Origin of the sequence: Marinobacter suaedae (genome assembly GCF_030519635.1) — a bacterium.
In the GTDB taxonomy this organism is placed as follows: domain Bacteria; phylum Pseudomonadota; class Gammaproteobacteria; order Pseudomonadales; family Oleiphilaceae; genus Marinobacter; species Marinobacter suaedae.
Window position 1 is genome coordinate 1,305,495 of record NZ_JAUMIS010000001.1, and the last position, 26,205, is coordinate 1,331,699.

At 61.0% G+C, this 26,205-nt stretch carries 24 protein-coding genes; 18 read left to right on the top strand and 6 right to left on the bottom strand.

Annotated elements, in window-relative coordinates; genetic code table 11:
* The first annotated feature begins 95 nt into the window (after positions 1–95).
* From QVZ43_RS06045 to QVZ43_RS06060, 4 genes are all read left to right on the top strand, one after another.
* The gene (locus QVZ43_RS06045) at positions 96–527 is read left to right on the top strand and encodes a MerR family transcriptional regulator (RefSeq protein ID WP_302909235.1); all 432 of its coding nucleotides are present in this window, start codon (positions 96–98) and stop codon (positions 525–527) included.
* The gene (locus QVZ43_RS06050; protein ID WP_302909236.1) at positions 524–3,115 is read left to right on the top strand and encodes a heavy metal translocating P-type ATPase; all 2,592 of its coding nucleotides are present in this window, start codon (positions 524–526) and stop codon (positions 3,113–3,115) included. The genes QVZ43_RS06045 and QVZ43_RS06050 overlap by 4 nt, the downstream gene beginning before the upstream one ends.
* Positions 3,116–3,249: 134 nt before the next feature.
* Positions 3,250–3,699, top strand: a complete 450-nt coding sequence (locus tag QVZ43_RS06055; RefSeq protein ID WP_302909237.1) for a DUF411 domain-containing protein — start codon at positions 3,250–3,252, stop codon at positions 3,697–3,699.
* A gap of 154 nt (positions 3,700–3,853) precedes the next feature.
* On the top strand, positions 3,854–5,566 hold the full coding sequence (locus tag QVZ43_RS06060) for a sensor domain-containing diguanylate cyclase (protein ID WP_302909238.1): 1,713 nt from the start codon (positions 3,854–3,856) through the stop codon (positions 5,564–5,566).
* Between the two features lie 56 nt (positions 5,567–5,622).
* Here QVZ43_RS06060 and QVZ43_RS06065 read toward each other — a convergent pair whose 3' ends face one another.
* Complete coding sequence (locus QVZ43_RS06065; protein ID WP_302909239.1) at positions 5,623–6,777, bottom strand: hypothetical protein; 1,155 nt, start codon at positions 6,775–6,777, stop codon at positions 5,623–5,625.
* Between the two features lie 118 nt (positions 6,778–6,895).
* Between QVZ43_RS06065 and QVZ43_RS06070 the strand changes: the two genes are divergently transcribed.
* From QVZ43_RS06070 to QVZ43_RS06080, 3 genes are all read left to right on the top strand, one after another.
* Positions 6,896–7,570: a Fe2+-dependent dioxygenase gene (locus QVZ43_RS06070; RefSeq protein WP_302909240.1), complete on the top strand. Its 675-nt coding sequence runs from the start codon at positions 6,896–6,898 to the stop codon at positions 7,568–7,570.
* Between the two features lie 84 nt (positions 7,571–7,654).
* Positions 7,655–9,646 carry a ribonuclease R family protein gene (locus tag QVZ43_RS06075; protein WP_302909241.1) on the top strand — a complete coding sequence of 664 codons (1,992 nt, stop codon included), beginning with the start codon at positions 7,655–7,657 and terminating at the stop codon, positions 9,644–9,646.
* 61 nt (positions 9,647–9,707) lie between these two features.
* A complete protein-coding gene (locus QVZ43_RS06080) occupies positions 9,708–9,914 on the top strand; it encodes a hypothetical protein (protein WP_223794929.1) in 207 nt (68 codons plus the stop codon).
* A 14-nt stretch (positions 9,915–9,928) separates the two neighbouring features.
* Here QVZ43_RS06080 and QVZ43_RS06085 read toward each other — a convergent pair whose 3' ends face one another.
* On the bottom strand, positions 9,929–10,819 hold the full coding sequence (locus QVZ43_RS06085) for an acyltransferase (RefSeq protein WP_223794930.1): 891 nt from the start codon (positions 10,817–10,819) through the stop codon (positions 9,929–9,931).
* A 197-nt stretch (positions 10,820–11,016) separates the two neighbouring features.
* Here QVZ43_RS06085 and QVZ43_RS06090 point away from each other — a divergent pair, with 197 nt between their 5' ends.
* Complete coding sequence (locus tag QVZ43_RS06090) at positions 11,017–12,177, top strand: alpha/beta fold hydrolase (RefSeq protein WP_223794931.1); 1,161 nt, start codon at positions 11,017–11,019, stop codon at positions 12,175–12,177.
* Between the two features lie 24 nt (positions 12,178–12,201).
* On the opposite strand, the gene QVZ43_RS06095 is transcribed toward QVZ43_RS06090, so the two are convergent.
* Positions 12,202–12,888: a haloacid dehalogenase type II gene (locus QVZ43_RS06095; RefSeq protein WP_302909242.1), complete on the bottom strand. Its 687-nt coding sequence runs from the start codon at positions 12,886–12,888 to the stop codon at positions 12,202–12,204.
* A gap of 93 nt (positions 12,889–12,981) precedes the next feature.
* On the opposite strand from QVZ43_RS06095, the gene QVZ43_RS06100 reads away from it, so the two are divergent.
* The 6 genes from QVZ43_RS06100 to QVZ43_RS06125 all read left to right on the top strand — a co-directional run bounded on the left by QVZ43_RS06100 (position 12,982) and on the right by QVZ43_RS06125 (position 19,434).
* Positions 12,982–14,235: an alpha/beta hydrolase gene (locus QVZ43_RS06100; protein WP_302909243.1), complete on the top strand. Its 1,254-nt coding sequence runs from the start codon at positions 12,982–12,984 to the stop codon at positions 14,233–14,235.
* A 39-nt stretch (positions 14,236–14,274) separates the two neighbouring features.
* A complete protein-coding gene (locus QVZ43_RS06105; protein WP_223794934.1) occupies positions 14,275–15,186 on the top strand; it encodes a LysR family transcriptional regulator in 912 nt (303 codons plus the stop codon).
* A 121-nt stretch (positions 15,187–15,307) separates the two neighbouring features.
* Complete coding sequence (locus tag QVZ43_RS06110; protein ID WP_302909244.1) at positions 15,308–16,528, top strand: Bcr/CflA family multidrug efflux MFS transporter; 1,221 nt, start codon at positions 15,308–15,310, stop codon at positions 16,526–16,528.
* 198 nt (positions 16,529–16,726) lie between these two features.
* Positions 16,727–17,362, top strand: a complete 636-nt coding sequence (locus tag QVZ43_RS06115) for a c-type cytochrome (protein WP_223794936.1) — start codon at positions 16,727–16,729, stop codon at positions 17,360–17,362.
* Between the two features lie 100 nt (positions 17,363–17,462).
* Entirely contained in the window at positions 17,463–17,960 is a 498-nt protein-coding gene (gene tpx, locus QVZ43_RS06120; RefSeq protein ID WP_223794937.1) for a thiol peroxidase, read from the top strand.
* Between the two features lie 184 nt (positions 17,961–18,144).
* Positions 18,145–19,434 (top strand): MATE family efflux transporter, encoded by a 1,290-nt coding sequence (locus QVZ43_RS06125; RefSeq protein WP_420890904.1) that lies wholly within the window; start codon positions 18,145–18,147, stop codon positions 19,432–19,434.
* Here the strand turns inward: QVZ43_RS06125 and QVZ43_RS06130 are convergent.
* Together QVZ43_RS06130 and QVZ43_RS06135 are read right to left on the bottom strand one after the other, a co-directional pair.
* Entirely contained in the window at positions 19,420–19,845 is a 426-nt protein-coding gene (locus tag QVZ43_RS06130) for a thioesterase family protein (protein WP_302909246.1), read from the bottom strand. The two genes, QVZ43_RS06125 and QVZ43_RS06130, sit on opposite strands and share 15 nt — an antisense overlap.
* A gap of 79 nt (positions 19,846–19,924) precedes the next feature.
* Positions 19,925–21,124, bottom strand: coding sequence for an acyltransferase family protein (locus tag QVZ43_RS06135; protein ID WP_302909247.1), 1,200 nt, complete (start codon positions 21,122–21,124; stop codon positions 19,925–19,927).
* Between the two features lie 201 nt (positions 21,125–21,325).
* Between QVZ43_RS06135 and QVZ43_RS06140 the strand changes: the two genes are divergently transcribed.
* Positions 21,326–22,963, top strand: coding sequence for an MBL fold metallo-hydrolase (locus tag QVZ43_RS06140; protein ID WP_302909248.1), 1,638 nt, complete (start codon positions 21,326–21,328; stop codon positions 22,961–22,963).
* A gap of 31 nt (positions 22,964–22,994) precedes the next feature.
* On the opposite strand, the gene QVZ43_RS06145 is transcribed toward QVZ43_RS06140, so the two are convergent.
* Positions 22,995–23,153, bottom strand: a complete 159-nt coding sequence (locus QVZ43_RS06145; protein WP_223794942.1) for a YqaE/Pmp3 family membrane protein — start codon at positions 23,151–23,153, stop codon at positions 22,995–22,997.
* A gap of 192 nt (positions 23,154–23,345) precedes the next feature.
* Here QVZ43_RS06145 and QVZ43_RS06150 point away from each other — a divergent pair, with 192 nt between their 5' ends.
* Genes QVZ43_RS06150 through QVZ43_RS06160 form a run of 3 tightly spaced genes read left to right on the top strand, consistent with a single transcriptional unit; the run spans position 23,346 to position 26,205 of the window.
* The gene (locus QVZ43_RS06150) at positions 23,346–24,674 is read left to right on the top strand and encodes a succinylglutamate desuccinylase/aspartoacylase family protein (RefSeq protein ID WP_223794943.1); all 1,329 of its coding nucleotides are present in this window, start codon (positions 23,346–23,348) and stop codon (positions 24,672–24,674) included.
* A 43-nt stretch (positions 24,675–24,717) separates the two neighbouring features.
* Entirely contained in the window at positions 24,718–25,662 is a 945-nt protein-coding gene (locus tag QVZ43_RS06155; RefSeq protein WP_302909249.1) for a DMT family transporter, read from the top strand.
* Positions 25,663–25,677: 15 nt separating this feature from the next.
* Positions 25,678–26,205, top strand: a complete 528-nt coding sequence (locus QVZ43_RS06160) for a carbohydrate-binding protein (RefSeq protein WP_302909250.1) — start codon at positions 25,678–25,680, stop codon at positions 26,203–26,205.

Genomic DNA, 26,205 nt, shown 5'->3' on the forward strand with positions numbered 1-26,205 from the left:
CACAGGTTTTACGCTATGCTTACTGAGTGCTCCGAGGCTGGCACATTGGTCACCCCTCGGATGCTTTACGACTGCCATACAAGGGGAGCCGCCCCATGAAAGTCAAAGACATAGCGCAAGCCGCAGAGGTCAGTCCGGACACCGTCCGCTTCTATACCCGCGAGGGTCTGCTAACGCCACAGCGGGATCCGGACAACAATTACCAGTTGTTCAACGCCGACGACCTCCGCCGTCTCAGGTTCGCCCGCAAGGCCCGGCAACTGGGTTTCTCGCTTCCGGAAATCCGAACCATCATGGCGCAGGCCGATGATCACCACTCCCCCTGCCCCATGGTGCGGGACGTATTCGAGGAGCGCCTGACTGAAGTGGAGCGCCAGATCGAGGAACTTCAGCAATTGCGCGAACGCATGCGATCAGCCTTGAGTGCCTGGAAGGATATGCCCGATGGCACCCCCGATGGCCATACCATCTGCCAGCTGATTGAACACTGGGACGACGCGCCAGACAGCAGGGAGTGCGCATCATGAAAACGTCCGTCACATTGCATCCGGCATTATCGGTGTCCGGCGCCACCTGCCAGGGTTGCGTGAAGAAAATCCGTGCCGCGCTGGAGCCCCTGACCGGGGACGTCGAGCTGATCGAGGTGGACCTCCAGAATCAGACCATCGCCCTGCCCGAAGACATTGATCCGGAGCAGGCCGCTAAACGGGTGTCCGAAGCCGGGTATCCGGCCAGCCCACTGACGGAGACCGACCGCCAGCCAGCGGCCTGTTGTGCCAGCAAAGCGGAGAAGGTCGGGGAAAAGCCCGAGTCCGGGGCCAGCAATAGCCACGACTCGCACCACGATCACGGCAGTAGCGATGACTCTGGAGATCAGATCACCCTGGCGGTCACCGGAGCCACCTGTGCTTCCTGCGTGAACACCATCGAGAAGGCACTCAACTCGGTGCCCGGAATCACCGGGGCGCACATGAATCTGGCCGATAACACCGCCTCGGTGCGCGGTCAGGCTGACCCGGGCGCGCTGGTAAAAGCCATCGAGCGGGCTGGCTATGGCGCATCGGTGATTGAGGATGCCGACGAAGCGGATGCCGAAAAGCAGCAGAAGGACCAGGCTGAGTACCGTAGCCTGCTGGTCAAGATGGCCATCAGTCTGTCACTCGGGCTGGGGCTGATGATCTGGGGTATGGGTTTTGGCTCCATGATGATCACCGAAGCCAATCAAGGCACCTGGTTAATCCTAGGCGCATTGACGCTGGTGGTCATAGTTGCCACTGGCGGACACTTTTACACCGGTGCCTGGAAAGCCTTCCGCAACCACAATGCCAACATGGATACCCTGATCGCCCTGGGCACCGGGACCGCGTGGCTCTATTCCATCGTGGTGGCCAGCCTGCCAGCTCTGGTTCCCGAAGCCGCGAGGCATGTGTATTTCGAAGCATCAGCCATGATCATTGGCCTGATCAACCTCGGCCAGGCACTGGAACTGCGCGCCAAGGGCAAAACCTCCGAGGCGGTCCGGCGGCTGCTGGATCTGCGCCCCAAGACAGCCCGGGTTATTCGCGATGGGGACGAACGTGAAGTTCCTGTGGCCGAAGTGAAAGTCGGAGACCATATCCGGGTTCGGCCCGGCGAACAGCTGCCGGTGGATGGCGTGATTACCGAAGGCGAAACCCGCATCGATGAGAGCATGCTGACCGGTGAACCCATGCCGGTGACCAAGCAGACCGGTGACGAGGTATCCGCCGGCACCCTGAACACCCATGGTGCCATCGTGTTCGAGGCCACCCGGGTCGGATCGCAGACCGCCCTGGCGCAGATTGTCCGGCTGGTCAAACAGGCCCAGGGCTCGAAACCGGCCATCGGTAAACTGGCCGACAAAATTTCCTCGGTGTTCGTGCCCGCGGTCATGCTCATTGCTGTGGTCGCGGCGCTGGCCTGGTACAACGTGGGCCCGGAACCGGCGGTCGCCCATATGATGGTCGCCGCCACCACCGTGCTGATCATCGCCTGCCCCTGTGCACTGGGGCTGGCAACCCCCATGTCGATCATGGTGGGTGTTGGTAAAGCCGCCGAATACGGTGCACTGATTCGCCAGGGTGATGCGCTGCAGACCGCCAGCAAGCTGGATCTGGTGATCCTCGACAAGACCGGCACCATCACCGAGGGCCATCCCTCCGTGACCAAGGTGCACGCCGTCGATGGCGATGAGGACACCCTGCTGAGCCTGGCAGCGGGTCTGGAACGACATTCCGAGCACCCGCTGGCTGACGCCATCGTGCGCAAGGCCGAAGAGTTGAATCTCCAACCCGAGGACACCGAGGGTTTCGAGGCTCTGAATGGCCAGGGCGTCCGCGCCCGGTCACAGGGTGAGGTCCTCCGGCTGGGTAATCGCCGCTGGCTGGAATCCGAAGGCGTGGCACTGACTCAGCTGGACGACGCAGCCCAAACCATCATCGACGACGCCGGTACCCCGCTGTTCCTGGCACTGGGCGATAAAGCGCTGGGGGTGATCGGTGTGGCCGATGCCATCAAGGAGGATTCCCGGGACGCCATCGCCCGACTGCACGACGCAGGCGTTCGGGTGATGATGGTCACCGGTGACATCGAAGGGACCGCCCGCGCGATCGCCGCACAGACCGGCATCGATGAATTCCGGGCCGAAGTGATGCCCGAGGACAAGGCGGAAGTGGTGAGCGCCATGCGGGGCAAGGGCTACACCGTGGCCATGGTCGGTGATGGCATCAACGACGCGCCAGCGCTGGCCGCCGCCGATGTGGGCTTTGCCATTGGCACAGGCACCGATGTCGCCATCGAAAGCGCGGGCATAACACTGATGCGGGGCTCCCTGCACGGCGTGCCGGATGCCATCGAAGTTTCCCGGGCAACCGTACGGAATATTCATCAGAACCTGTTCGGCGCGTTTGCCTACAACACCCTGGGCATTCCGGTCGCCGCCGGTATCCTGTACCCGATCTGGGGCATTCTGATGAGCCCGATACTGGCGGGTGCGGCCATGTCGCTGTCTTCGGTGACGGTGGTGTCCAATGCCAACCGGCTGCGCTGGTTTCGAACCAGCGGGGACTCACAGGGTCACAAGGAGACTCAATCATGATTGGAACGTTACTGGTTAATGCCGCAGGTATTGCCCTGATGGCGGCCATTGTGTGGTGGTTCTGGCTGGCGCCCTCAGCCGGCACCGGAGAACAGCACCACGATCACCACTGAACAACCGATGGGATAAAACCGATGAAAAAACCATTTGCGAGTATTGCCCTGACCCTCAGCCTGGGTCTCAGTTCACCACTGATGGCCGAGGAGACCATCAACGACATCCATGTGTACAAGTCCCCGACCTGTGGCTGCTGTGCTGACTGGGTCGAGCATCTGGAGGCCAATGGCTTCGATGTGGAAGTGACTGACACCAACGATCTCAACCCCATCAAGGTTGAGGCGGGCCTGTCCCGTGGCCTCGCCAGCTGCCATACCGCCTTCGTGGGTGATTACGTAATCGAAGGCCATGTTCCGGCCAGCGATATCCACAGGCTGTTGAAGGAGGCCCCTCAGGCCCGCGGGCTCACCGTTCCCGGCATGCCGGTGGGATCACCGGGCATGGAGATGGGCGATCGCAAAGACCCCTATCAGGTCCTGCTGTTCAATGAGCAGGGACAGACACGGGTATTCGCCGACTATCACTGAGGGTCCGGATCGAGAGCTGGTGACGCCTCGACCGGCGTCAAAGCACCCTTTCCGTCTTTCTTAAGGTGCCATTACCTGTCAGTTTTTCTACATGGTGCTCAGTAGCTGTTCTATGCTTACCAGTGTTAGAAGAGAAACTGACGGGAATTCCTTCTTGAGCTTGCAAACCCGCCTTCTGGGCCTGATCGCCGGCCTGCTGTTTGCCGCGTCGGGCGCGTCCTGGCTCGCCTATCAACAGCTCTCAGAACATCTGGTCCAACGCTGGGGCCAGCAGGTGGCCGAAGTACAGGTCCGCTACGACAGTGCACGCCTGGTACAATCACTGGAGCGTGAAATCAGCCTGGCCCAGAAGATGGCCAACGCTCCGGTCATGATTCAATGGGCGCACCAGCCAGACGATCCGGCCCTCAAGGCGAAAGCCCTGGGCCAGCTGAAAGAATTCCGCTCCAGCGTCAGTGACAAGAGTTACTTCGTTGCCCTGCTAGCCAACCGTCATTACTACTACAACGCCGGTAACGATACCGACACCCCGTTCAAGTACCTGCTCGACCCCGACGACGCCGACGACAGCTGGTTTTTCACCTTGGTTAATGAAGCGCGGGATCTGAGCCTGGACGTCAATCACGACACCGAACTGGGAGTCACGAAACTTTGGATCGACGTCCTGATGAAGGACGAGAACGACCAGATCCTCGGCGTCATGGGTACCGGCGTTGAGCTGGCTACCCTGCTGGAGGACATCGGTGATGTGGGCCAGCAGGGCCTGACCACCCTGTTCGTCAATTACAACGGTACCATTGAACTCTACCGGGAGCGCAATTACCTGAATGTCGCCGGCCTGATCGGCAACACGCCCAACGCAACCATCGACGGGCTGTTCAACGATCCGGAGGACAAGCAGCAGATACTGGGCATGCTCCAGATGCTGAAACAAAAACCCGGCACCGAAGGTGAGGTGGAAAGCGGCCTGGTCACCGTAGACGGCCGGACCCAACTGGCCAGCGCCGCCTTCCTGCCTTCCATTGGCTGGTTCGAAGTCACCCTGCTGGACCTGGAAACCCTGTTGCCCCGCAGCTACCTCTGGCCCCTGATTGGCATTTTCCTGGCGTCTCTGCTTCTGAGCCTGCTGGTCCTGCACATTGTGATCCGCTCACGGATCCTGAAGCCAATCGTGACTCTGGAAGGCGCCGTGAAAAAAGTGCGCGAAGGCAGCTTTGAATTACCGAGACTGGACAAGCCCGACAACGAAATTGGTCGCCTGGCCGATCACTTCGAGAAAATGACTCGCTCTCTCGAACAATCCAACCGGGAACTGGAGCGCAAGGTCGCAGCCCGCACGGACGAACTGAGTCGCCTTGCCCGCATTGACCCGCTCACCGGGCTGAAGAACCGGCGAGGTCTGGACGAAGTCATGGAAGAGGAAATCGAACGCGCCAAGCGGCAGGGCACGGGCTTCGGCGTGCTCTGGCTGGACATTGACCATTTCAAAACCATTAACGATCAGCATGGCCACCAGGTCGGCGATGAAATCCTGTGCCGGGTTTCCCTGTGGCTGAAAGTCGGTGTTCGGCCCTACGATCACCCGGGACGCTGGGGCGGTGATGAATTTGTGGTGGTGCTCTCACCTTGCGACGAACAGACCCTGGAACAGATAGCCGCGCGGATCCGTTTGCTGGTGGAACAGGAAAGCCGGAAAACCGGCCTGGCGGTGACCGTGAGCGTGGGTGGTTACCTGTGCCAGCCAGACGACAACTGCGACGCCATTCTCCGGCGGGCAGATCGCGCGCTCTATCAGGCCAAGGAGAAAGGCCGAAATACCGTGTGCATCAGCGGAATGGATGGCGAAAACGAAGCGATAGTGGATTGAGCAGCGTTGTCGAAGCATAAAACCGGGGCACTGAATGCCCCGGTATTCCCTCCGGATCAGTAAAGGTAAGGTGCCAGAGCCAGCTCCAGGCGTGCCTGAGCCGAGTAAAGCTCTGATGCCTCCAATACCGGTTTCTTGGGCGGTACAGCCGTCGGCCAGGCTTTCTGGAGGTTATCCAGCGCCTTATTGGCGTCGCGCCAGGCTTCCTTGTTGGCGTTTGTGAGAACACTCTGCCGGTCATTCAGGTAATTCCGGGCCGCCTCAACGAAGCCACGTCCATCCTGGTATTCGTGAACAGCTACAAACTCACCGTCTTCCAGCGCCTCATCGTACTCAAGCACGGCCTGCTTGGTCAGGGCCAGCACCACCCTGGAGACGGTCGCCGGGCTAACCTCGCCCCGATCATTCACGCCATTCAGCGCTTCCTCAGTGGCCACCCAGGCAGTCTGGAAATCGCCCTGAATGTCATCCCAGCTGTTTGCATCGCCAGCTTTTTCGGCCAGGCGCTCAAGCTTCGGCCCCATGCCCTTCTGACCGCGATGCTCAAGGCCCTCTTCCACCATCGGATACACTTCAACCCAAGGGTGGGTCAGATGTGGGCGGCCCTCGGCCACCTCACCCGCCTTGATCAGTTCGCGGGCCGCCATCATGTGACCTTGCATCATTGAAATCATGGCGGTGTAGGCGCCATCGGAGCTAACAGCGGATACAGAGTTGCCGGCCTCTCCGCCTTCTCCGCCTTCTCCGCCTTCTCCGCCTTCTCCGCCTTCTCCGCCTTCTCCGCCTTCTCCGCCGCTGGCAAAGTAGCTGAATGCAGCGCCAGCTTCACCACCATGGTGTTCACCGCCTTCGCCGCCGTGGTGCCCACCTTTTTCACCGCCTTCACCGCCATGGTGCTCGCCGTATTCGCCGCCATGGTGTTCACCGCCTTCACCGCCGTGGTGCTCGCCGCCTTCACCGCCATGGTGTTCGCCGCCTTCGCCGCCATGGTGTTCGCCGCCTTCGCCGCCATGGTGTTCGCCACCTTCGCCGCCATGGTGTTCGCCACCTTCGCCACCATGGTACTCGCCGCCTTCACCCCCGTGGTGCTTGCCGGAGGTCATCATTTCTTCGTCCTGTGCATTGCCGTGTTCATCAGCAACAACACCGCCGCTGGCCAGCATCGTGGCTACACCGATGCCTGTCCACAATTTCAGCTTCTGGTTTTTCATCAAAATCTCCTGAATCACGTTATTTGGCACCCGGAAATGAACCGGCTATTTATTGGAGGCAGATAATGCGGCATCATATACCCCAATTGCAAATAATTCTTATTTACGAGGTATTCCCATGATCTTGTGCATCGGCAATATTCTTTCGGACCAGCAGTTGCGTGAGGTTCGAGCAGCGCTGGAGTCAGGTCAGTTTGAGGATGGTCGAAAAACCGCGGGTTGGCACGCTCGGCTGGTCAAGAACAATGAACAAATGCAGGTGTCCGATGATTCGGCAAAGGCCCTGCGGGCCAGTGTGGAGAAGTCATTGACCGAGCACCCCTTGTTTCAGATGGCTGTTCGGCCCGCAAAAATGACACCCATTCTGTTCAGCCGCTACCGGGACGGCATGACCTACGGCAATCATGTAGACGACCCGGTTATGGGACGTGGCGCCGGGAGGATTCGCACCGACGTTTCGTTCACCCTGTTCCTCGATGATCCTGAGACGTACGACGGTGGCGAGCTGGTGACGGAGACATCAGCAGGGGAACAGTCTTACAAGCTACCTGCCGGGTCTGCCGTGGTGTACCCCTCATCGACTCTGCATCGGGTAGCGCCAGTAACCCAGGGTCAACGTCGGGTTGCCATTGGCTGGATCCAGAGCACCATTCGGGACCCGGCCCAGCGGGAAGTGCTGTTTGACCTGGATACCGCGCGGCGCAAGCTGTTCGAACGGGAAGGCAAAACCACCGAGTTCGACCTGCTGACCAAGTCACTGGCCAATCTCCAACGCTTCTGGGCCGAGGTGTAATTTAGGAAGTCCGCTATCTGACGCCTGACGCCAGAACCGGTATACTCCGGCCCAACACTCATTATCTATCAGCCAGGTTTTTTCATGCTCAATGCCGACGCCCTCAGCCAGTTGCGCCAGCTAAAATCCGACATCAAGGACAACAAGGTGGTTTTCCCAGGCACCGTCAAGGCCACCAACGGACGCTTCGGTTTTGTCGCCCTGGATGAAGGCCGGGACCTGTTCCTGCCCCCCGAGGAAATGCAGAAAGTGTTGCCCGGGGACCGTGTTAAGGTGACCGAGCACGAGGTAGACAAGGGCAAGACCCAGGGCATCGTGGACGAACTGCTTTCCAGCAGCCTGACCCGGTTTGTTGGCCGATATCAGATCAAGGGCAAGGGCCACTTCGTGGTGCCGGAAACACCGGGCATCAACCGCTGGATATTCATTCCCCCCAAGGAACGAAAAGAAGCCAAGCCGGACGACTACATCTACTGCGAGATTCACCGTCACCCCATCAAGGACGGTAAGGCCCAGGCCAAAGTCTTGCGGGTGATCGGAAAGGCTGGCGAGCCGGGCATCGAGCGTTCCATGACCCTGGCCACCTTCGATCTGGGCGACAATTTCCCGGAAGCCGTCCTCCAGCAGACCGAACAACTGACCGAACAGGCCATTGAAGAGCGCGTGGCAGGCCGCACCGATCTGACCGATCGCCCCTATGTCACCATCGACAGCCCGGGCACCCAGGACATGGACGACGCCCTGCTGGCCGAACCCAACGCCACCGGCTGGACGGTGTCCATCGCCATTGCCGATCCGACCGCCATGATCGAGCCGGGCAGTGCCGCCGAGCAGGAAGCCTTCAACCGCGCTACCGCGATTTACTTCCCCGGTGAACCGCTGCCCATGCTCCCGGACAGCCTCAGCACCCGCCTGTGCTCGCTGGTGCCCGGTGAAAGGCGTCTGGCGCTGGTGTGCGATCTGCAGGTCAATAACGACGGCAGTCTGGGGGAATACAGCTTCCACAGTGCGGTGATCAAGTCCCAGCGCAAGCTCAGCTATGAGCTGGTGGCCAACCTGATCGATGGTCGCGAGGACGAGGATATCAACGCCCTGCCGGATGCCGTTGCCAACAGCCTGGACCAGCTGCATCAGGTGGCCACGGTATTGCGCAAATGGCGCAATGAAAACGCCCTGCTGAGCACTGACCGCCCGGAATTCCGGCTGCGTCTGGATGAAAACAAGCGCATCCGCCAGATCGAGCCAGCGCTGCAAACCGAAGCTCACAGACTGGTGGAAGAGTGCATGGTCGCAGCCAACCGCTGCGCCGCCGATTTCCTGAGCCAGAAGCCCTCTGGCCTGTTTATTCACCACCCGGGTTTCCGGGAGGACCGGCTGGACAATATCCGTACCCTGCTGAAGGATCACGCGCCACAGCTCGCCGAGGTGGACATTGCCAGCCCCGCCGGATTCCGCCAGCTGATGAAAGACACCGAGGCACTCGAGGCCCAGGTTCCGGTAAAAGCCGTCGTCTCCCGCCAACTGGCCCGCGCCGAGCTTCGACTACAGCCGGCACCGCACCAGGGTATGGGGCTGGACGCCTACACCACCTTTACGTCACCGCTGCGCAAGTTTTCCGACTTCTACGTGCACCGTCTGATCAAATCGGCCCTGTGGGATCACCCGATCAAGGCCCTGTCCAACGAGCAACTTGAGCAACTCCAGCAGGCCCAGATCCGCGCCCGACAGGCGGCCAACAGCCTGGAGGCCTGGCTGAAGAGTGATTTCGCCAAGACGCTGGGCGACGAGGCCCTGCCGGGGATCATCAGCCGCACCATTCCCGCCGGCTTTTTTGTGCGGCTGGACACGAACGGTCTGGAAGGGTTTGTCAGCTGCAAGGACCTGGATGGCAAGTACGGTTTCGACCCGGTCACCCTGCGCCTTGTGCACAACAAGAACGGGCGGATTTTCCAGCTGGAACAGACCGTCACCGTACGCTTTGCCAGCGTCGACGAGGAAAAACGCCAGATCAGCTTCCAGCTGGTAAGCGCGGACGAGGTGACACCGCCAGCCGGTGACAACGAACCGGCCGGTTGAAAAACCGGCCGGACGGGCGCATCGTAATCTAGTAGGCCATTGTGTCTAAGGGAGGTGCGCCATGCCCATTTCGCCCGACGAATTCCTGAAGAAATACGGCTTCGACAAGGAAGACGAAGAGCGGGACCACAGCTTGCGTCATAACGCCATGGAACACGCCAAGCACCTGCGCCGACCGCACGCCGGCACGCCCCATGACTGGGAGGATTGGGAGCGTTTCAAGGAAGAGCACCCGGAGGATGTTGAAGAAGAGGGCGACGAACACTGACCGTCGCCCCCGGCTCAGCCCAGCATCCGCTCCAGCCGTTCGTCTTTCGCCCGCCACTGCTCAGCCAGCCATTCCTTGACGTTGCGACGATGCTCGGCGTCCGCTGAATAATCCTTGCCCCTCAATTCCTGCGGGATCGCCACAGTGTCGATCTCCATACGGATGGTCTCAACCCGCCCACACAGGAAATCCCAGAACGTGGGTGCACCGCCCGGGTAAGCAATGGTGACGTCCACCAGGGTCTGGATGGAATCGCCCATGGCATCCAATACGAAGGCCACGCCGCCCGCCTTTGGGGTCAGCAGGTGCTGGTACGGGGATTTCTGCTTGTCGTGCTTGGCCTGGGTGAACCGGGTGCCTTCCACAAAGTTCATCACGCTCACCGGCGTGTAACGGAATCGCTCGCAGGCGCGTCGGGTGGCCTTCAGGTCTTCACCACGCTTCTCCGGGTGCTTGATCAGGTACTCCCGGCTGTAGCGCTTCATGAACGGGAAATCCAGGCCCCACCAGGCTAGCCCGATCACCGGCACCCAGATCAGCTGCTGCTTCAGGAAGAATTTCAGGAACGGCGCGCGGTGATTGAACACCCTCTGCATGGCCAGAATGTCCACCCAGCTCTGATGGTTACTGAGCACCAGATACCAGCCTTCCCGCTTGAGTTGCTCGTCGCCGGAAACCTCCCATCGGGTGGACTGGGTCAGTTTCATCCAGCCCACGTTACAGGCTACCCAGGCCTCAGCGATGGCAATAATGACCTTGGTGCAAAGCACCTGAAAGCCCTTGATCGGTATGATCAGTTTCAGGATGGCGGGGATGTAGAGAAGAAGGCACCAGAACAGCGTATTAATTCCGAGCAGGATGGCATTCAGAACACCAATCACCGGGGCGGGCAAAAAACTGAGCATGTCATTCCTATTATTTTGTTGTCTGCAAGCGGGGGCAATCATACCAATCGCATACGCCAATGGGCAGTGGCCGAAAGTGACTTCATTGCCAGAGAGACAGGACAGTTTTGCCATAGTGCTGTCCAGACTGGCCAGCTTATTGTTGTGGAGCCCTTTTTTGCTCCATACTTCCGGGCTGATTTGCTGTGGGAACCAACATGCCGAACTTCCTGACGTCTGTTACCAACCAAGCCTCGCAACTCTCACGGGCCACCAGGCACGCCGCAAGCTACGCTGGCAATGCTTTTGACCGGGTCTTCCGCCCCGAGCGCCTGGTGCGAGCCGGTAAGACATCCTATGAGGTCATTCACCGGGATGGGCTGGTCAGCCTGCGTTACTACCCTCCCCTTCAGGAAACAAGCATCGAACTGGATGACCTCACCATTCCGGTGGAGCAGGAGACCCATCGCACACCGGTGGTCATCATCCCGCCCCTGGCGGTGAATATGCTGATCTACGATCTGCTGCCCCAGCGCAGTCTGATCCGTTTCCTGCGGGCCCGGGGATTCGAGGTGTACCTGATCGACTGGGGCGTGCCCACCCGGGAACACAGCCATTACAACATGCACACCTATGTGGCCGAGTTCCTGCCGGCGTTTCTGAACAGGGTGCGTAAGCACAGCGGGGAACAGGAGCTGTCACTGCACGGCTGGAGCATGGGCGGCATGTTCACCCTGTTTTATTCCGCCCTCAGCAAGGACCAGCACGTGCGCAACGCCATCGTGGTGGGTTCGCCCATCGACAGCCACGCCTCCGGTATTATCGGAGTGCTGAACCAGCGCATGGCGGACGTTGCGGAAGTTATCCACAAGCGAACGGGGTTTCGCCTGCACGACGTCCGGCCGGACTGGCTGCACACGCCGGGCTGGGCCAACTCCATCGGGTTCAAGCTGACCAATCCCATGGCCACCGCCCGGAGCTACTGGGAACTGCTGGTTCGCCTGGGCGACCGGGAGTTCGTGTCCGACCATACCAGTACGGCGGCGTTTCTTGATCGCATGGTGGCCTACCCCGGCGGCATCATTCAGGACACCGTCGTCCGGGTGTGGCTGGATAACCAGTTATCCCGGGGCCGGATCCGCATCGGTGACGACGTTGCCTTGCTGGAAAACATCAACGCCAACCTGCTGGCCATTGCCGGAGAAGACGACACCCTGGTAACACCGGATGCCGCCGGCAATGTGATGGACCACGTCAGCTCGAAAGACAAAACCTTCCGGGTGGTACCCGGTGGCCACATGGGCATTCTCGCCGGCAGCCGGGCGCCCAAGGCCAGCTGGCTGGCACTGGCGGACTGGCTGGCCGAACGCTCTGATTAGGACGCGCTGGCCAATCAGCCACTGTCAGGAGCCCTGATTCAGTAAGGTTTTCAGGGCGTCCGGCAGCTCACCAAGGCCACCAATCACCGCCGAGGGCTGGATGTTCCAGTCCTCGAACACCCGCCGGTTATCCCGTTGCACCCACACCGCCTGCAAGCCGGCGGCACGGGCGCCGATCACATCCCAGGCATTGCTGGACACCAGACACAAAGGTTCATCCCAGGCCCCGGTAGCCCGTCGGGCATAGGCATACACCGCCGGGTCCGGCTTGAAGCTTTTCACATCGTCCACCGACACCAAACCATCAAACAGCGGCAACAACTGGTTGTGCCCGAGCACCTTTTCCAGCGCCGAATAGCTGCCGTTGGAAAAGGCAAACATCGGGTAAATCCCTTTCAGGGCCTTGAGCGTTGGCAGGGCATCGTCGAAGGCGGGCAGGGACAGGTAACTGGCCATCAACTCGTCTTCCCGTTCACCGGACAGCGAGAGCCGGTAACTCGCCATGGCAAAGCGCAACGCCTGCCGGGTGCATGCGCCAAAGTCCTCGTACGCCCGCATCAACCCTTTGCGAAAGGCAAACTCCACCTGCTTTTCGCGCCACAGGGCCGCCACCCCCGCCGCCGCATCGCCGGCATCCTGCTCGAGAAGGTCTGCCATACTCAAGGGATCGACCAGGGTACCGTAGACATCAAAGGCGAGTCGTAAGGTCATAACAAGTCTCCGTCATCCAGTTATTGCCAGCAGGGCGTACATACAGGGACACGATGTCACGCTTCCGAAAACCCTAACACACAGTGCTGCCACATGGCCCAGACAACCGGCCCATCAATCTGCTCATCATGGACGGGGAGCATCGGTATTTTCCTGATCCTGCTGCTGGGTATTGCCATCACCGCCTGCGCCCAGAACCCGGCGCTGTACAGCCCCGGGGACGACCAGCTGGACGCCGAACCTTTCAGCGATTTCGCCGACTACCAAAACCGTGCCCGGGCGTATCTGGAAGCCAATCTGACCCCGGTCGAGGGCTTCCCGCGCAGCGACCAGGTGGACTGGAATCTGCCCTTCTCGCTACCACCCGCTGATCACTGCGCCGAGGCACCGGAGACCGGCCTGTTGCTGATCCATGGCCTGAGCGACTCACCCTTCGTGTTCCGGGATCTGGCCCGGGCCCTCTCGGTTCGCTGTATCGGGGTTCGAACCCTGTTGCTGCAGGGCCACGGCACACGGCCAGGGGATATGGTCAAAGCCAGCGCCGACGTCTGGCGGGAACAGGTTCGCCAGCATATGGCTGACCTGGCCAGGGAGGTGGACCACCTGTTTATCGGAGGCTTTTCCCTGGGCGGGGCCCTGGCCACCGAGTATGCGCTGTCCGGCCAGCAGCCACAGGTGGAGGGGATCATTGCCCTGGCCCCGGCCTGGCGACTCAATGGCCTGGACGATTACCTCTGGCTGGCCGGTATTGCCGATCTGTTTGCAGACTTCGTTGAGGAGGAGCCGGAACTCAACCCGGTGAAATACGAGTCGGTGACGCTCAACGCCGGCAGCCAATTGGCCGATGTGCTCGGCCAGACCCAACGGTTGCTCGAACAGCCGGCAGCCCCCCTGCCTCCGTTGTTTCTGGTGGCCACCGAAGCCGATTCCGTGATTGATCTGGGCTATCTGGTGCAGACGTTCCGCCAGCGGTTCCGGCATCCGGACAACCGGATGCTGGTCTTCCGGGATCTGCGTAAACCCTGGCCCGACAACTGGGCCGATCCCCGCATCCAGTCACTGGACAGCTACCTGCCTGAAGAAAACATTCTGGAGTTCTCCCATCAGGCACTGGCCATCGCCCCAGACAACGAACTTTACGGGCGGGGAGCCCCGCTTCAGCGTTGCGTGGAACCCAACAACCTGACTCTGGCGGAGTGCCGAAAACTACCCGCAGGCCAGCTCTGGTTCAGTGCCTGGCACGACGACCCCCGGCCGGTGCCCACCAGCAGGCTTACCTACAACCCCTGGTTTGATGTGTTGTCCGGGCACATGGCCGCCTTTATCCGCCGCCAGACCCCACACTAAGCGTTTCCGCAGCCTGAGCTCTGGGGTAGACTGCGATTCATGAACCCTGTTGATACATTGAATCTCGACCTGCGGGCCCTCGGCACCTTCATTGCAGTGCTGGACGAGGGCAGCGTATCCAAGGCTGCCATCAAGCTGGGCGTCAGCCAGTCGGCGGTCAGCCACACCCTGGACCGCCTGCGCCAGGCCCTGGGCGACCCCCTGTTTGTGAAGTCCGGCCGGGGCATCACGCCGACCCGCTACGCCCAGCAGGTCGGACCGCACATCCGGCAGATTCTGGACGATCTGCAATCCCTGGCGTCAGGACCGTTCTTTACCCCGCAAAGCGCGGAATTCACCTTCACTATTGCCGCCAACGACTACCAGCGGGATCTGCTGCTGCCGCCCCTGGTGGAGACCCTGCGGCGCGAGGCTCCGGGTATCCGGCTGCAGGTCATTCCCTCCGGCATCCCCAGCGCCGATATGCTGCGCAAAGATCTCTGTGATCTGATTATTTCCCCCCACGCGCCAGAAGCCACCGACATCATGCAGCGGGGGCTGATGGCCGACCGCATGGTGGTGTTCTACGACCAGAACGTGCGAGAAGCCCCGAAAGACCTGGCGGAGTACCTGCAAGCCGACCACATCGCCCTGCTGTTTGCCTCCGGGGAAAAACCGGCCCTGGAAGGCGCCATGTCAGCCCGGGGCCTGAGCCGCCGGAACGTGGTGACCGTTTCCAACTTCTCCGGCCTGCCGGAATTCCTGCGCGGCTCCGACCTGCTGGCCACCGCTCCGGAGCGGATGAGTAATCACTTACTGCGAGACTTTGCCTGGACCCCGCTGCCCTTCGAGTTCAAGCCTTTTACCCTGCTGATGCTGTGGCACCGGCGCAACCAGAACGACCCGGCCCACCGCTGGCTGAGAAACCAGGTCAACAGCGTGGCTGCCACCATGAATGGCCTGAATCAATAATTCATCAATTTCATTCATATATGGTATGAGCCCGCCGGTTGTTATCTTCTGCCCCGCCGGCCACTAGACTCCGTGTCCTGCCCACTAATTCCAGTGGACTTAAGGGATTACGGAACACACCATGCTCGCACTGACCAGTGTCTGGACAACCATTCTGCTTGCCGCGGCGGTCGCCCTTGGCCCGCTCGCCACGGACATGTATCTGCCGGCCCTGCCGCAGATTGGCAGCGATTTTGGTGTGGGCACGGACAAGGTCCAGTTAACCCTGAGCCTGTACCTGGCCGGCTTCGCCCTTGCCCAACTGATCTGTGGTCCCCTGTCCGACCGGTTTGGCCGCAAGCCGATCATGGTCGGTGGCCTGATTCTGTTCGCCCTGGCCAGCATTGGCTGCGCCATGGCCACCTCCATTGAAACCCTGATGGTGTGCCGCTTCCTGCAGGCGGTCGGCGGTTCCGCCGGTCCGGTCCTGGGCCGTGCCACCATCCGCGATATCTACCGCCCGAGGGACGCTGCCCGGATCCTGGCCATTGTCGCCAGTATCATGGCCCTGGCCCCGGCGATCGCGCCGACCGTGGGCGGTGTGCTGGTTTCCGGCCTTGGCTGGCATTCCATCTTCCTGGTCCTGGGTGCCTACGGCCTGCTGATGGCCCTGGTCGTGGCCTTCGGTATTCCCGAGCCCATGCGTCCGGAATACCGACAGCCCCTGCGCCTGTGCTCCCTGATGCGCAACTATCGCCGTATTGGTACCGACATCAGCTTTGTGGGCTACACGCTGACCAATGCCATGGTGTACGGCGGCCTGTTTGCCTTCCTGTCCGGCTCCTCGTTCGTACTGATCGAATTCCTGGGTGTGGCGCCCGAGCATTTCGGGCTCTACTTCGCCTGCATGGTGGTGGGCTATGTGGTGGGCAATCTGGCCGCCGTTCGCCTGGGACGCACGCTTATGCCAGACCAGATTCTGGTCCGCGGACTGGTGATTGCCGTCGCCGGGGGTGGCCTGATGGCAGCCCTGGCGCTGTCCGGCCTCTACAATGTGTGGGCGGTGGTCCTGCCCCAGGCGCTGTTCATGGTGGGCACCGGCCTGTTGCTGCCCCAGACCATGGCCGGCGCGCTGGCTAACTTTCCCCGTATGGCCGGCTCGGCCTCGGCCCTGTTCGGTTTCGTCCAGATGGCCACGGCCGCCGTCGCCGGGGTACTGGTGGGCTACCTGCACGATGGCACGTCCATGGTCATGGCCACCATCATCGCCATCTGCGCCTGCGCGGCGCTGGCCAGCCATCTGCTGCTGGTACAACGGCATCCCGCCCGCGGCTTCGAGCCACAGGGCGCGTCCGCTAACTGATGACCTGCCACCAGAGCCTTTGCAAGAGGCTCCGGTGGCCTTCCGCCGTCCTTTTGATTTGGCTCAGGTTTTCGGCAAATTCAGCGTCTCCGGCCGGTTTTTCGATTGAGCAAACCGGCGCAAGCCTTTAGTTTCCCCGCGTTACTCAAAGTCCGGGCCAGTGATCACACTGGCTGAGTTGTTGTAGGAGGGGGAACCATGCGTCTGACCATTGGCGGACTGATCATTGCCTGCAGTGCCTTGTGCGCAAGCGCAACAGCTCAGGCCCAGAACTATCCACACATGCTGGACCGCATGAACGAGATACGCCAGCATCCCGGACAAACCGCCGACGCCATTGCCGCCGGTCAGGAACGCGCCCAACTGTGTGGCTACTGTCATGGCAGGGACGGCAACAGTGTCCGCAACCACATCCCCAACCTGGCCAGCCAGAACCCCGAATACCTGCTCAAACAGTTCCACCTGTTCGCCACCGGTGAACGGGAAAGCTACGTGATGGAGCAGGTGGGCCGGATGCTGACCGCCGATGAAATGGTTAACCTGTCGCTGTTTTTCGCCAGCCAACCCGTCACCGCTCAGACCGCGGTATCAGCGTCGAAACTGGGCCGGGAAAAATACCAGAACTTCTGTTTCGCCTGCCACGGCGAACAGGGTGAGGGCAACCGTGACATGCCACGTCTGGCGGGGCAGAAAAAGGAATTCCTGATCAAGGCACTGACCGATTTCAAACAAGGCAAGTCAGCCCGCGCCAACAGCCCGATGGTGAAGATCATGCGCGCGGTGGACAGTGGAGACATCGAGCCGCTGGCCGACTACATCGCCGCCATGCCCTAGCTTGACTATACTTTCGCACAGGTAGTCATGGAGCAGACAGGGTCCCGGACGGCAGTTCAGGCCCTGTTTTTGTTATGAGCAACGGCTGGAGCCCCACTGAATGAGCAAGGTCACACTCGACGGTAACCCCCTGGAACTGAGCGGCCATTTCCCGGCTGCGGGAGAATACGCCCCGCCCTTCACCCTGACCAACAGTGCACTGGAAGAAGTAAAACTCGAAAGCTGGGCTGGCCAGCGCAAGATACTGAACATCATTCCCAGCATCGACACCAGTGTGTGTGCGACCTCTACCCGCAAGTTCAATGAACAGGCAAGCAACCTGGAGAACACCGTTGTGCTGGTGGTCTCGGCCGACCTGCCCTTTGCCGCGTCCCGGTACTGCGGTGCGGAGGGCCTTAAAGACGTGGTCACCCTGTCCACCTTCCGCAATTACAGTTTCCAGCAGGATTACGGCGTAGCCATCCAGAATGGCCCGCTGGCCGGACTCTGCAGCCGGGCCGTGGTGGTGCTGGACGAAAACAACCGGGTTCTGCACAGCCAGCTGGTGCCGGAAATCAAAGACGAACCGGATTACAACGCCGCACTGGACGTACTCTGAGCCCATCAATCCACCGCCTTCGCGGTTCGCTTCGCCGGCCGGGTCCGCATAACCCACGACCCGGCTCAGCAGGCATGCACCGGCAGACCTGTTAAAATCCCGGCCCCATTTGCCAGCAGAGCCCTCAAGCCGAATCGTGAGCAGCCTCCCCGAAAACACCAGCCTGTCCCGCCAGCTCTACTCCATGACCTGGCCCATGCTGTTTGGCGTGCTGTCGCTGATGACCTTCCAGCTGGCCGACAGTGCCTTCATCGGTCAACTGGGGCGGGATCCCCTGGCCGCGCTGGGCTTTACCCTGCCCATGCAGCAGCTGATCATCGGCCTGCAGGTGGGCCTTGGCATCGCCACCACGGCGATCATTTCCCGCACCCTTGGCGCCGGGGATGAACTGCGGGCCTTCCGGCTGGGTGGTCTGGTGATCACCGTCGGTGGTGCGCTGGTACTGCTGCTCTGTCTGGGCCTGTGGCTGTTCCAGTCACAGATCATGACCGCATTGGGCGCCGAAGCGACCCTGCTGCCCATGATCCGCAGTTACTGGCTGCCCTGGCTGATCGCCGCCTGGACCGGTGCCGTGTTGTACTTCGGCTACAGCGTGTGCCGCTCCCACGGCGACACCAAGCTGCCCGGCTACATGATGATGGCCACCAGCCTGCTGAATATTGCGCTCGACCCACTCTACATATTTGTTTTTGACTGGGGCCTGCCCGGCGCCGCCTGGGCCACGGTGACCTCCTTTGCGCTGGGCTGCCTGGTGATTTACCCCAAGATCCTGAAACGCCAATGGGCCCGCTTCGATCTGGGCCAGCTTGCCCTGGGGCGGGCACTGAGGGAATTGAACGGCATTATGGCACCGGCCATGGTCAGTCAGCTGATGCCGCCGTTGTCCGCCATGCTGGCCACCGCCCTGGTGGCCGGGTTCGGTTCGGCCGCCGTGGCTGCCTGGGGCCTGGGCACCCGCCTGGAATTTTTCTCCATTGTGGTGGTGCTGGCCCTGACCATGTCCATGCCCCCCATGGTGGGCCGGATGCTCGGTGCCGGGGACATCGAACAGATCCGCAAGCTGGTTCGGATTGGCGTTCGCTTCGTGGTGGTCTGGCAGCTGGCCATTGGCCTGATCTGGCTGGTGGCGTCCGGCCTGGTGTCGGAGCTGTTCAGCAGCGATGGGCAAGTCCAGGACGTTCTGGCGGGCTACCTGGTACGGGTTCCACTCAGCTACGCCGGCCTGGGGGTATGTATGCTGATGGTCTCGGTGTGCAACGCACTGGGACTGGCCATGCGGGCCCTGCTGGTGTCCACCCTGCGGCTGTTCCTCTGCTTCCTGCCATTGCTGTGGATCGGCAGTCAGCTCGGGGGCATTTACGGACTGATGACCGGGGCGACCATCGGCAACCTGTTCGCCGGCGCGATGGCCTACAGCTTTTACCGGGCCGGCATGAACGGCCTGCGGACCCGGGTTGCCTCAGCCCAAGCGTGAACGGAAGTCTTCAGGCATGGGGGAAACCTGCTTTTTCCGGTAGTCAAAGAAAACAAACCCGTATTTTGCCATGGCCACCGGCTGACCGCTCTGGGCCTTGGTCACCCGGAACACGAAATCGCCCCCGTACTTGTTGAAATCCATAACCCCAACCTCGAACCGGAGCATCTCCGGAAAGAAGGACTCGGACTGATACATGGTGGCCAGATCCGTGACGATGATACCGATACCGTCCTGGCCGGCTTCCTGAAGGCCAAAATTCACCAGAAACTGCGCCCGGGCTTCGGACAGCATGGAGATCAGGGCATCATTGCCCAGGTGATTGGCACCGTTGATGTCGGTGATGCGAACCGGCATGCAGGTTTCGAAACGGAACACCTCATCGGGGAATTCGAGCTGGACTCTGGCCACTGCAACGTCCTTTCAGGCGGATAGGGAGGAGGCCGCATCATACCCACTTGGTCCCCGAGGTTCATCCCGCGCCCCCCTTTTACCGGTCAGACATGGCCCTGCCCTTCGCTTTACCGGCCTTGAGACGCCACGGGCTGACCCGCCGGAAGCCCGCACCAACCAGTTCGCGGAAGGAGGCGCTTTTCAGCCGCTCACGACACGGCAGTTCCACCCTGTGGTACGTCCAGTGGGAGATCAGGATAACCAGACCGGGAACCAGCAGAAACATGGCCCATTGGGCCGGCGCTGGCAGCACCTCGTAGATATGACGGCCGGTCAGGAACAGGCTGGCATCCCTGAACAGGTCGATAAACAGCCAGTGCACCAGATAAACCGAATACGAAATCTTGCCCAGGTAATGCAGCCACGAATGGTTGAGAATATGGCCCGATTGCGCGGGTATCCGCGCTGAACACAGCACCAACAGGGCAAAGCCCGCCACAGACAGAACGTGTGAAACAGGAAAGTACAGCAGCACCAGATTCACTGCCAGTACCGGCAGGGCCAGCTTCGCGGACGCGAGCCGGGCGAACCGGCCAGCCTTGAACCACCGGAACATCACAATGCCGAGCACGGCCCCGGCCAGGCACCGGAGCAGCATGGGCCAGCCGGCGAACAGAATCCCAAGATCGCCAAACCGTTGCTCGATCCAGACCAACGGCGCAAACGCCAGAGCCGCCAACAACACCAGCCAGGGCTGCCTCAGGCCGCCCATGCCCACCAGCACCAAGGGCATGATCAGGTAGATCAGCCATTCGGCACTGATCGACCAGGCCGGCTCGTTCCAGTACGCCTCCCAATGGAGGGTCTGGACCAGAAACAGGTTGGTCATGAGGCTTTCAATGCTCTGTTTGCCGGTAAACGGTGTCGCCAGGTACTGCATGCCGTCGGCACCTACGGCGGTCAGCAGCCACTGCACACCTTCGTAAACAACAAACAGGCCCAGCATAAACAGGTGAAGCGGATAAACCCGGGCGAATCGCGATTTGATGAACGACCGATAAGTGGGTCGGTTCTCCGCGCGCCGGAACCGGTGTTGATAGACATAGGCGATGACAAAACCACTGAGAATAAAAAACAGGTCAACCCACAGATAGGACTTGAGGAACAACTCGCCGGGCATGGAATACCCGATGTTCGGCAGCAGCACGTACATGAGGTGGTGGTAAATCACGAACAAGGCTGCCACGCCCCGGAGGGAAGTCAGCGCGATGAGCTCTTGATTGGCCGTCCGTTCCATGAGAGCAACCCGACGTTAGGAAACAAGCTGATTTTCGCCACCCGAGGCGATCGGTGTGATTGCCGAAGTCAACGAATATAGTTCAGTACGCGCGAATGGCCACCGTGGTTCCGGTTCTTCCCTGCAACAGGGTAAATCCCGAGCCAATTCCTGTTATCTTGTGGCAAACCACCCGTTGAATGTCTGGCCCAGAGGTTCGCTATGGAAATCCGTCCCGCCGCCACACTGATTCTTACGCGAGATAGCGCTGAAGGGATCGAAGTGCTGTTATTACAGCGCTCCTGGGACGCGATTTTTCTGCCCGGCTACCATGTGTTTCCCGGCGGGGCCCTCGATCCGGCGGAATCCGATGCCCGTCACCACACGGCCGGACCGGACGATTCGGACATCAGCCAGATCATGAGTCTCAGCGAAGGCGGGCAGGATTACATGCTCGCCGCGGTGCGGGAGTGCTTTGAAGAAGCCGGCATCCTGCTGGCACAGGACCAAAGCGGGCAGTTGATTTCCGGCAATCACCCGGTACATGAACAGCGCCAGGCCGTGTTCATGGGCGAACAGACCTTGGCCGGGGTTTGTCAGCATCATGGACTGACCATCCCGCTGGATCGCCTCGCCTACCTGAGTCACTGGGTCACCCCACCTGGCCCACCGCGCCGCTTTGATACCCGCTTTTTCGTCACCGCCGCACCAGAAGGTCAGATGGCCTCCCACGATGGCCAGGAAACCATCGACCACCTGTGGATCAGTCCAGCACAGGCACTGGAGGATCACCGTTCCGGCACACGGCTGCTGGGCCTGCCCACCCTGCGCACGCTAAGAATTCTGAGCGATTTTGACAACACCAGCGCCCTGATGCGTTATGCCCACGCCAACCCGCCCGAAGCCAATCCGGAGTCGCCCTGGCCTGCCCTGCGAAAAGGTAAGCCGGTCATGCTGGAACCAGGGGCGCCGGCGTACGACGAAGCCGCCAAACTGGATCCGGAAGGCGAAGGCTCGGTGCGCGCCGAAATTGTCCCCGGCGAGCCTGTGGAGATCGCCGCCCGGGTGCGCCGGCTGACCGCCCCGAACGCCGGCCTGATGACTGGCCCCGGCACCAACACCTACATTCTGGGGCACGACCGGTTTACCGTCATCGATCCGGGTCCGGATAACCCCGACCACCTGCAGGCCATTCTGGCGCTGACGAACGGACGCATTGATCAGGTCCTTGTGACCCACACCCACCGGGACCACTCACCGGGGGCCAAGGCCCTGCGCCGGGACACCGGATGTACCCTGGTGGGCATGCATGCGCCCGATGACGGCCTGCAGGACAGCGACTTCAGTGCCGACGAACAGCCCACCCATGGGCAAATCATCATGACCGATGCCGGCCCACTGAAGGTGCTGCACACCCCCGGGCACGCCTCCAATCATGTGTGCTTTCTGCTCACCGAGCAGGAGCTGCTGTTTGCCGGGGATCACATCATGCAGGGTTCAACGGTGGTTATTAATCCGCCGGACGGCGATATGAAAGCGTATGTGGAATCGCTGTACGGCCTGCTGGCCGAACCCATCCGCTACATTGCGCCGGGGCATGGATTCCTGATGGCCCAGGCCGAGGCGGTGATTGACTACCTGATCACCCACCGGCTGACCCGGGAACACAAGATCGCCAGGGCGCTCGAAAGCCTGGCGCCAGCCGACCTGAAGGCCGTGACTGCCAGGGCCTATGACGATCTACCGTCGATCATGCACGGCCTGGCGGCCCGATCCGCCCTGGCGCACCTGCTGAAGCTGGAGGCCGAAGACCGGGCCCGGCAGCAGGACAACCAGTGGTACAGCACCCGTCACACCTGAGATACCGCTCCAGCAGACCCCATGGAAGGGGTCACTTCTTGGCGATGATATACACCGCATGCACGATGCCGGGTATGTACCCGAGCAAGGTCAGCAGGATATTGATCCAGAAATGCTTGCCGATCCCCTCCTGTAAAAACACACCCAACGGTGGTAACAGAATCGCAATCAAAATTCGCAAAAGGTCCATATTCTTCAATGCCTCCCCGGGCTATAACAAGCTCATTGATTAAAAAATAGCAGCTGCCGGTCTCCCGGCCAGCCTGCCAGAAACTTGTTACCCGGCTTTTCATGAAGGTGGCATTACGGCTTTGTCACAGCAGTATTCATGACCGCCAGCAGCGCCCTATGCTTGGCGCATTCTGTCGACCCGTGAGGACCTATGCTGTTACCCCGTCACCGTGCAATGACCCTGTTTCGATCACTGCCTCTGACACTGCTGCTGGGCTCAGCCGCCCCGGCTCTGGCGAACCTGGATTCCGCGCAGGAAGAGCCGGACCGGGTCACCCCGATTATCAACGAACTGGAAACGGATGAAAGTGTTGAGGAAGTTGAGCAGTCCACCCTGCGCGGTGAACCGGTCGCACCTCCCGAGATAGGCACCCTCACGACAGGCCCCGCCGAACGAACCGCCGCCGAGTTGACGACACCTGGCAGCCAGAGCCCAGCAGATCTGGCCGCCAATCCTGTCGCACAGATACCGGATGAATCCCTGGCGATCGTGATGGAGGCCCTGCCCTCGCCCCAGCCCGCAGCCCCCCTGTCGCTGCTTGGCAGCGAGGTGCTTCCGGGTTCCTCGGCAAGGCTGGCCTGGTCACCGGGCATCCAGATTCCCGGGTTGTCCCAGCCTACGCCGGTTCTGGCGGTCAATGGCATCCATGCCGGCCCGACCCTGTGCCTGACCGGTGCCATTCACGGCGACGAACTCAATGGTATCGAAATTGTCCGGCGCACCATCTACGACCTGGACCCGGAAGAACTGTCCGGGCGGGTGATTGGTGTGCCCATTGTCAATCTGCCGGGCTTCCAGCAGGGCAGCCGCTACCTGCCGGACCGACGGGACCTGAACCGGCATTTTCCCGGCTCCCCCGACGGCAGCCTGGCCGACCGCATTGCCCACTCACTGTTCGAGAACGTCATTCGCCAGTGCGACATGCTGGTGGACATCCATACCGGCTCGCTCAAGCGCACCAACCTGCCGCAGCTGCGGGCCGACATGAACAATCCGGACGTCGCCACCTTCACCCAGGGCTTTGACCGCATGGCCGTTGTCCACAGCTCAGGCTCCTCGGGCATGCTCCGCTCGGCAGCCGTAGCCGCCGGTATTGTGGCGGTGACCCTGGAAGCCGGCGAGTCCCATCGCATCCAGGAACATCAGATTGAAGCCGGGGTAAACAGCCTGACCAGTCTGATGGAAAAACAGGGCATGACCTCGCGCATGTTTGTCTGGGGTGAACCGGAACCGGTGTACTACGATTCCGACTGGATCCGCGCCCAGCACGGCGGCATCCTGTTCAGCGAAGTGGATCTGGGCGCCCACGTCTCGGAAGGTGAAGTCCTGGGCTACGTGGCCGATCCGATCACCAACGCCCAGTACCCCATTCGCGCCCACAGCAATGGCCGGGTGATTGGCATGGCGGTGGATCAGGTGGTGATGGCCGGCTTCGCCGCCTACCACATTGGTACAGAGGCAGAAATCCCGGCAGAGTAGTACCCTGTGCGTTTTCCTAACCCCCTGACCTGAGAGGATTTGTGTGGCTTCGGAAAACGCAGAATCACTGAGCGGTAAACTTCGCCTCGCCTACGCCGGACTGGTGGTCACGCCACTGTTCTGGGCCGGCAACGCGGTGGTGGCCCGCAGCACCGTCGAGCAGATACCGCCGCTGTCGATGTCGTTCTGGCGCTGGGTCATAGCCCTGGCCATCCTGCTGCCATTTGGCCTGCCCGGGCTCTGGCGCCATCGCCTGGTCATCCGGCAACACCTGGGTTCCATGCTGGCGCTGGCCACCTTCAGCGTCGGCGCCTTCAATTCCCTGCTGTACTTTGCCGCCGTCAGCACCACGGCCACCAACATTGCCCTGATCAACGCCACCATCCCGATTTTTGTCGCGCTTCTGGCCTGGCTGCTGCTGGGCGACCGTACCCGGCCCATTCAGGTTCTGGGCATCGCCCTGGCGGTGCTGGGTATTCTGGTGGTGGTATCCCGGGGGGATATCACGGTGCTGACCGGGCTGGATGCCCAGCCGGGTGACCTGATCATGGTGGCGGCGGTGTTCAGCTGGGGACTGTTTTCCGTGCTGCTTCGGCGCCAGGCCGTGCCCCTGCCCGCACTCACCTTCCTGACCGCCCAGATTTTGCTCGGCACGCTGGTCATTCTGCCGTTCTATCTGGTCGATCTGATGTTCTTTTCCGGTGGTTTTACCGTGTCGGGCGACACCACACTGCCTTTGCTGTACGTGGCCATTTTTCCAGGCATTCTCGCCTTTGCCTTCTGGAACCACGGTGTGCACCGCATTGGCCCCTCAAGGGCTGCTATCTTTATGTACCTGACTCCCGTCTACGCAACCGTGCTGGCCAGTGTGTTTATTAACGAATCGCTTGGCCGGTTTCATGTTCTGGGCGGACTGCTTATCCTGACAGGATTGGTGCTGGCGACCCGGCTTGGCCGACGACCGCCCGCCAACCCTCTCTCGGAGTAAACCAAGGAGGCCAAAATGTCTGGCATTGTCGCTCGACAGTCTCTTGTTACCACCCTTCTCCTGTTCCTCGGTCTGGGGCTGACGACCGCAGCACTCGCAGAACCCTGCGATCCCGACGACTCCGCCTGGGATCCGAGCCGTTACTACAAGGCAGGCACTGCGGTATTTCACAACGACCGCTGGTTTGAAGCCCGTCTGGTGAACGAGGGCAAGGAGCCGGGTATTGCCTTTGACTGGAAGGCCCTGGACGAGGTGCCGGAGTGCGATTCTGAACAGAAAGCCAAGCAGGAGGCCGCCGAAGCCACCGAACCGGGCAAGCAGCCGGCCGCACCGGCACCGGGCGAAACCGCGCCCGGCGTGTGTGAGCGTCCCGAGCAGTGGCGGTTCGCCGCGGAATATGAGCCGGGCAACCTGGTGATGCACGGAGGTATGGTCTGGGAGGCGATTGAAACCACCGGCGGCGATATGCCCGGCATGGAGGAGCCACCGTTATGGCAGGAAGTGGAAGACCACTGCGCCCTGAAAATGGCCACCGAGGGGTAA

What these genes read in the sequence shown, in the direction of transcription:
- QVZ43_RS06090 (WP_223794931.1), top strand. Translation starts at nt 11,017, where the DNA reads ATGCCGAACTTCCTGACGTCTGTTACCAACCAAGCCTCGCAACTCTCA.
- QVZ43_RS06125 (WP_420890904.1), top strand. Translation starts at nt 18,145, where the DNA reads ATGACCTGGCCCATGCTGTTTGGCGTGCTGTCGCTGATGACCTTCCAG.
- QVZ43_RS06160 (WP_302909250.1), top strand. Translation starts at nt 25,678, where the DNA reads ATGTCTGGCATTGTCGCTCGACAGTCTCTTGTTACCACCCTTCTCCTG.
- QVZ43_RS06145 (WP_223794942.1), bottom strand. Translation starts at nt 23,153, where the DNA reads ATGGACCTTTTGCGAATTTTGATTGCGATTCTGTTACCACCGTTGGGT.
- QVZ43_RS06075 (WP_302909241.1), top strand. Translation starts at nt 7,655, where the DNA reads ATGCTCAATGCCGACGCCCTCAGCCAGTTGCGCCAGCTAAAATCCGAC.
- QVZ43_RS06080 (WP_223794929.1), top strand. Translation starts at nt 9,708, where the DNA reads ATGCCCATTTCGCCCGACGAATTCCTGAAGAAATACGGCTTCGACAAG.
- QVZ43_RS06050 (WP_302909236.1), top strand. Translation starts at nt 524, where the DNA reads ATGAAAACGTCCGTCACATTGCATCCGGCATTATCGGTGTCCGGCGCC.
- QVZ43_RS06095 (WP_302909242.1), bottom strand. Translation starts at nt 12,888, where the DNA reads ATGACCTTACGACTCGCCTTTGATGTCTACGGTACCCTGGTCGATCCC.
- QVZ43_RS06135 (WP_302909247.1), bottom strand. Translation starts at nt 21,124, where the DNA reads ATGGAACGGACGGCCAATCAAGAGCTCATCGCGCTGACTTCCCTCCGG.
- QVZ43_RS06045 (WP_302909235.1), top strand. Translation starts at nt 96, where the DNA reads ATGAAAGTCAAAGACATAGCGCAAGCCGCAGAGGTCAGTCCGGACACC.
- QVZ43_RS06070 (WP_302909240.1), top strand. Translation starts at nt 6,896, where the DNA reads ATGATCTTGTGCATCGGCAATATTCTTTCGGACCAGCAGTTGCGTGAG.
- QVZ43_RS06150 (WP_223794943.1), top strand. Translation starts at nt 23,346, where the DNA reads ATGCTGTTACCCCGTCACCGTGCAATGACCCTGTTTCGATCACTGCCT.
- QVZ43_RS06110 (WP_302909244.1), top strand. Translation starts at nt 15,308, where the DNA reads ATGCTCGCACTGACCAGTGTCTGGACAACCATTCTGCTTGCCGCGGCG.
- QVZ43_RS06105 (WP_223794934.1), top strand. Translation starts at nt 14,275, where the DNA reads ATGAACCCTGTTGATACATTGAATCTCGACCTGCGGGCCCTCGGCACC.
- QVZ43_RS06115 (WP_223794936.1), top strand. Translation starts at nt 16,727, where the DNA reads ATGCGTCTGACCATTGGCGGACTGATCATTGCCTGCAGTGCCTTGTGC.
- QVZ43_RS06140 (WP_302909248.1), top strand. Translation starts at nt 21,326, where the DNA reads ATGGAAATCCGTCCCGCCGCCACACTGATTCTTACGCGAGATAGCGCT.
- QVZ43_RS06100 (WP_302909243.1), top strand. Translation starts at nt 12,982, where the DNA reads ATGGCCCAGACAACCGGCCCATCAATCTGCTCATCATGGACGGGGAGC.
- tpx (WP_223794937.1), top strand. Translation starts at nt 17,463, where the DNA reads ATGAGCAAGGTCACACTCGACGGTAACCCCCTGGAACTGAGCGGCCAT.
- QVZ43_RS06065 (WP_302909239.1), bottom strand. Translation starts at nt 6,777, where the DNA reads ATGAAAAACCAGAAGCTGAAATTGTGGACAGGCATCGGTGTAGCCACG.
- QVZ43_RS06085 (WP_223794930.1), bottom strand. Translation starts at nt 10,819, where the DNA reads ATGCTCAGTTTTTTGCCCGCCCCGGTGATTGGTGTTCTGAATGCCATC.
- QVZ43_RS06055 (WP_302909237.1), top strand. Translation starts at nt 3,250, where the DNA reads ATGAAAAAACCATTTGCGAGTATTGCCCTGACCCTCAGCCTGGGTCTC.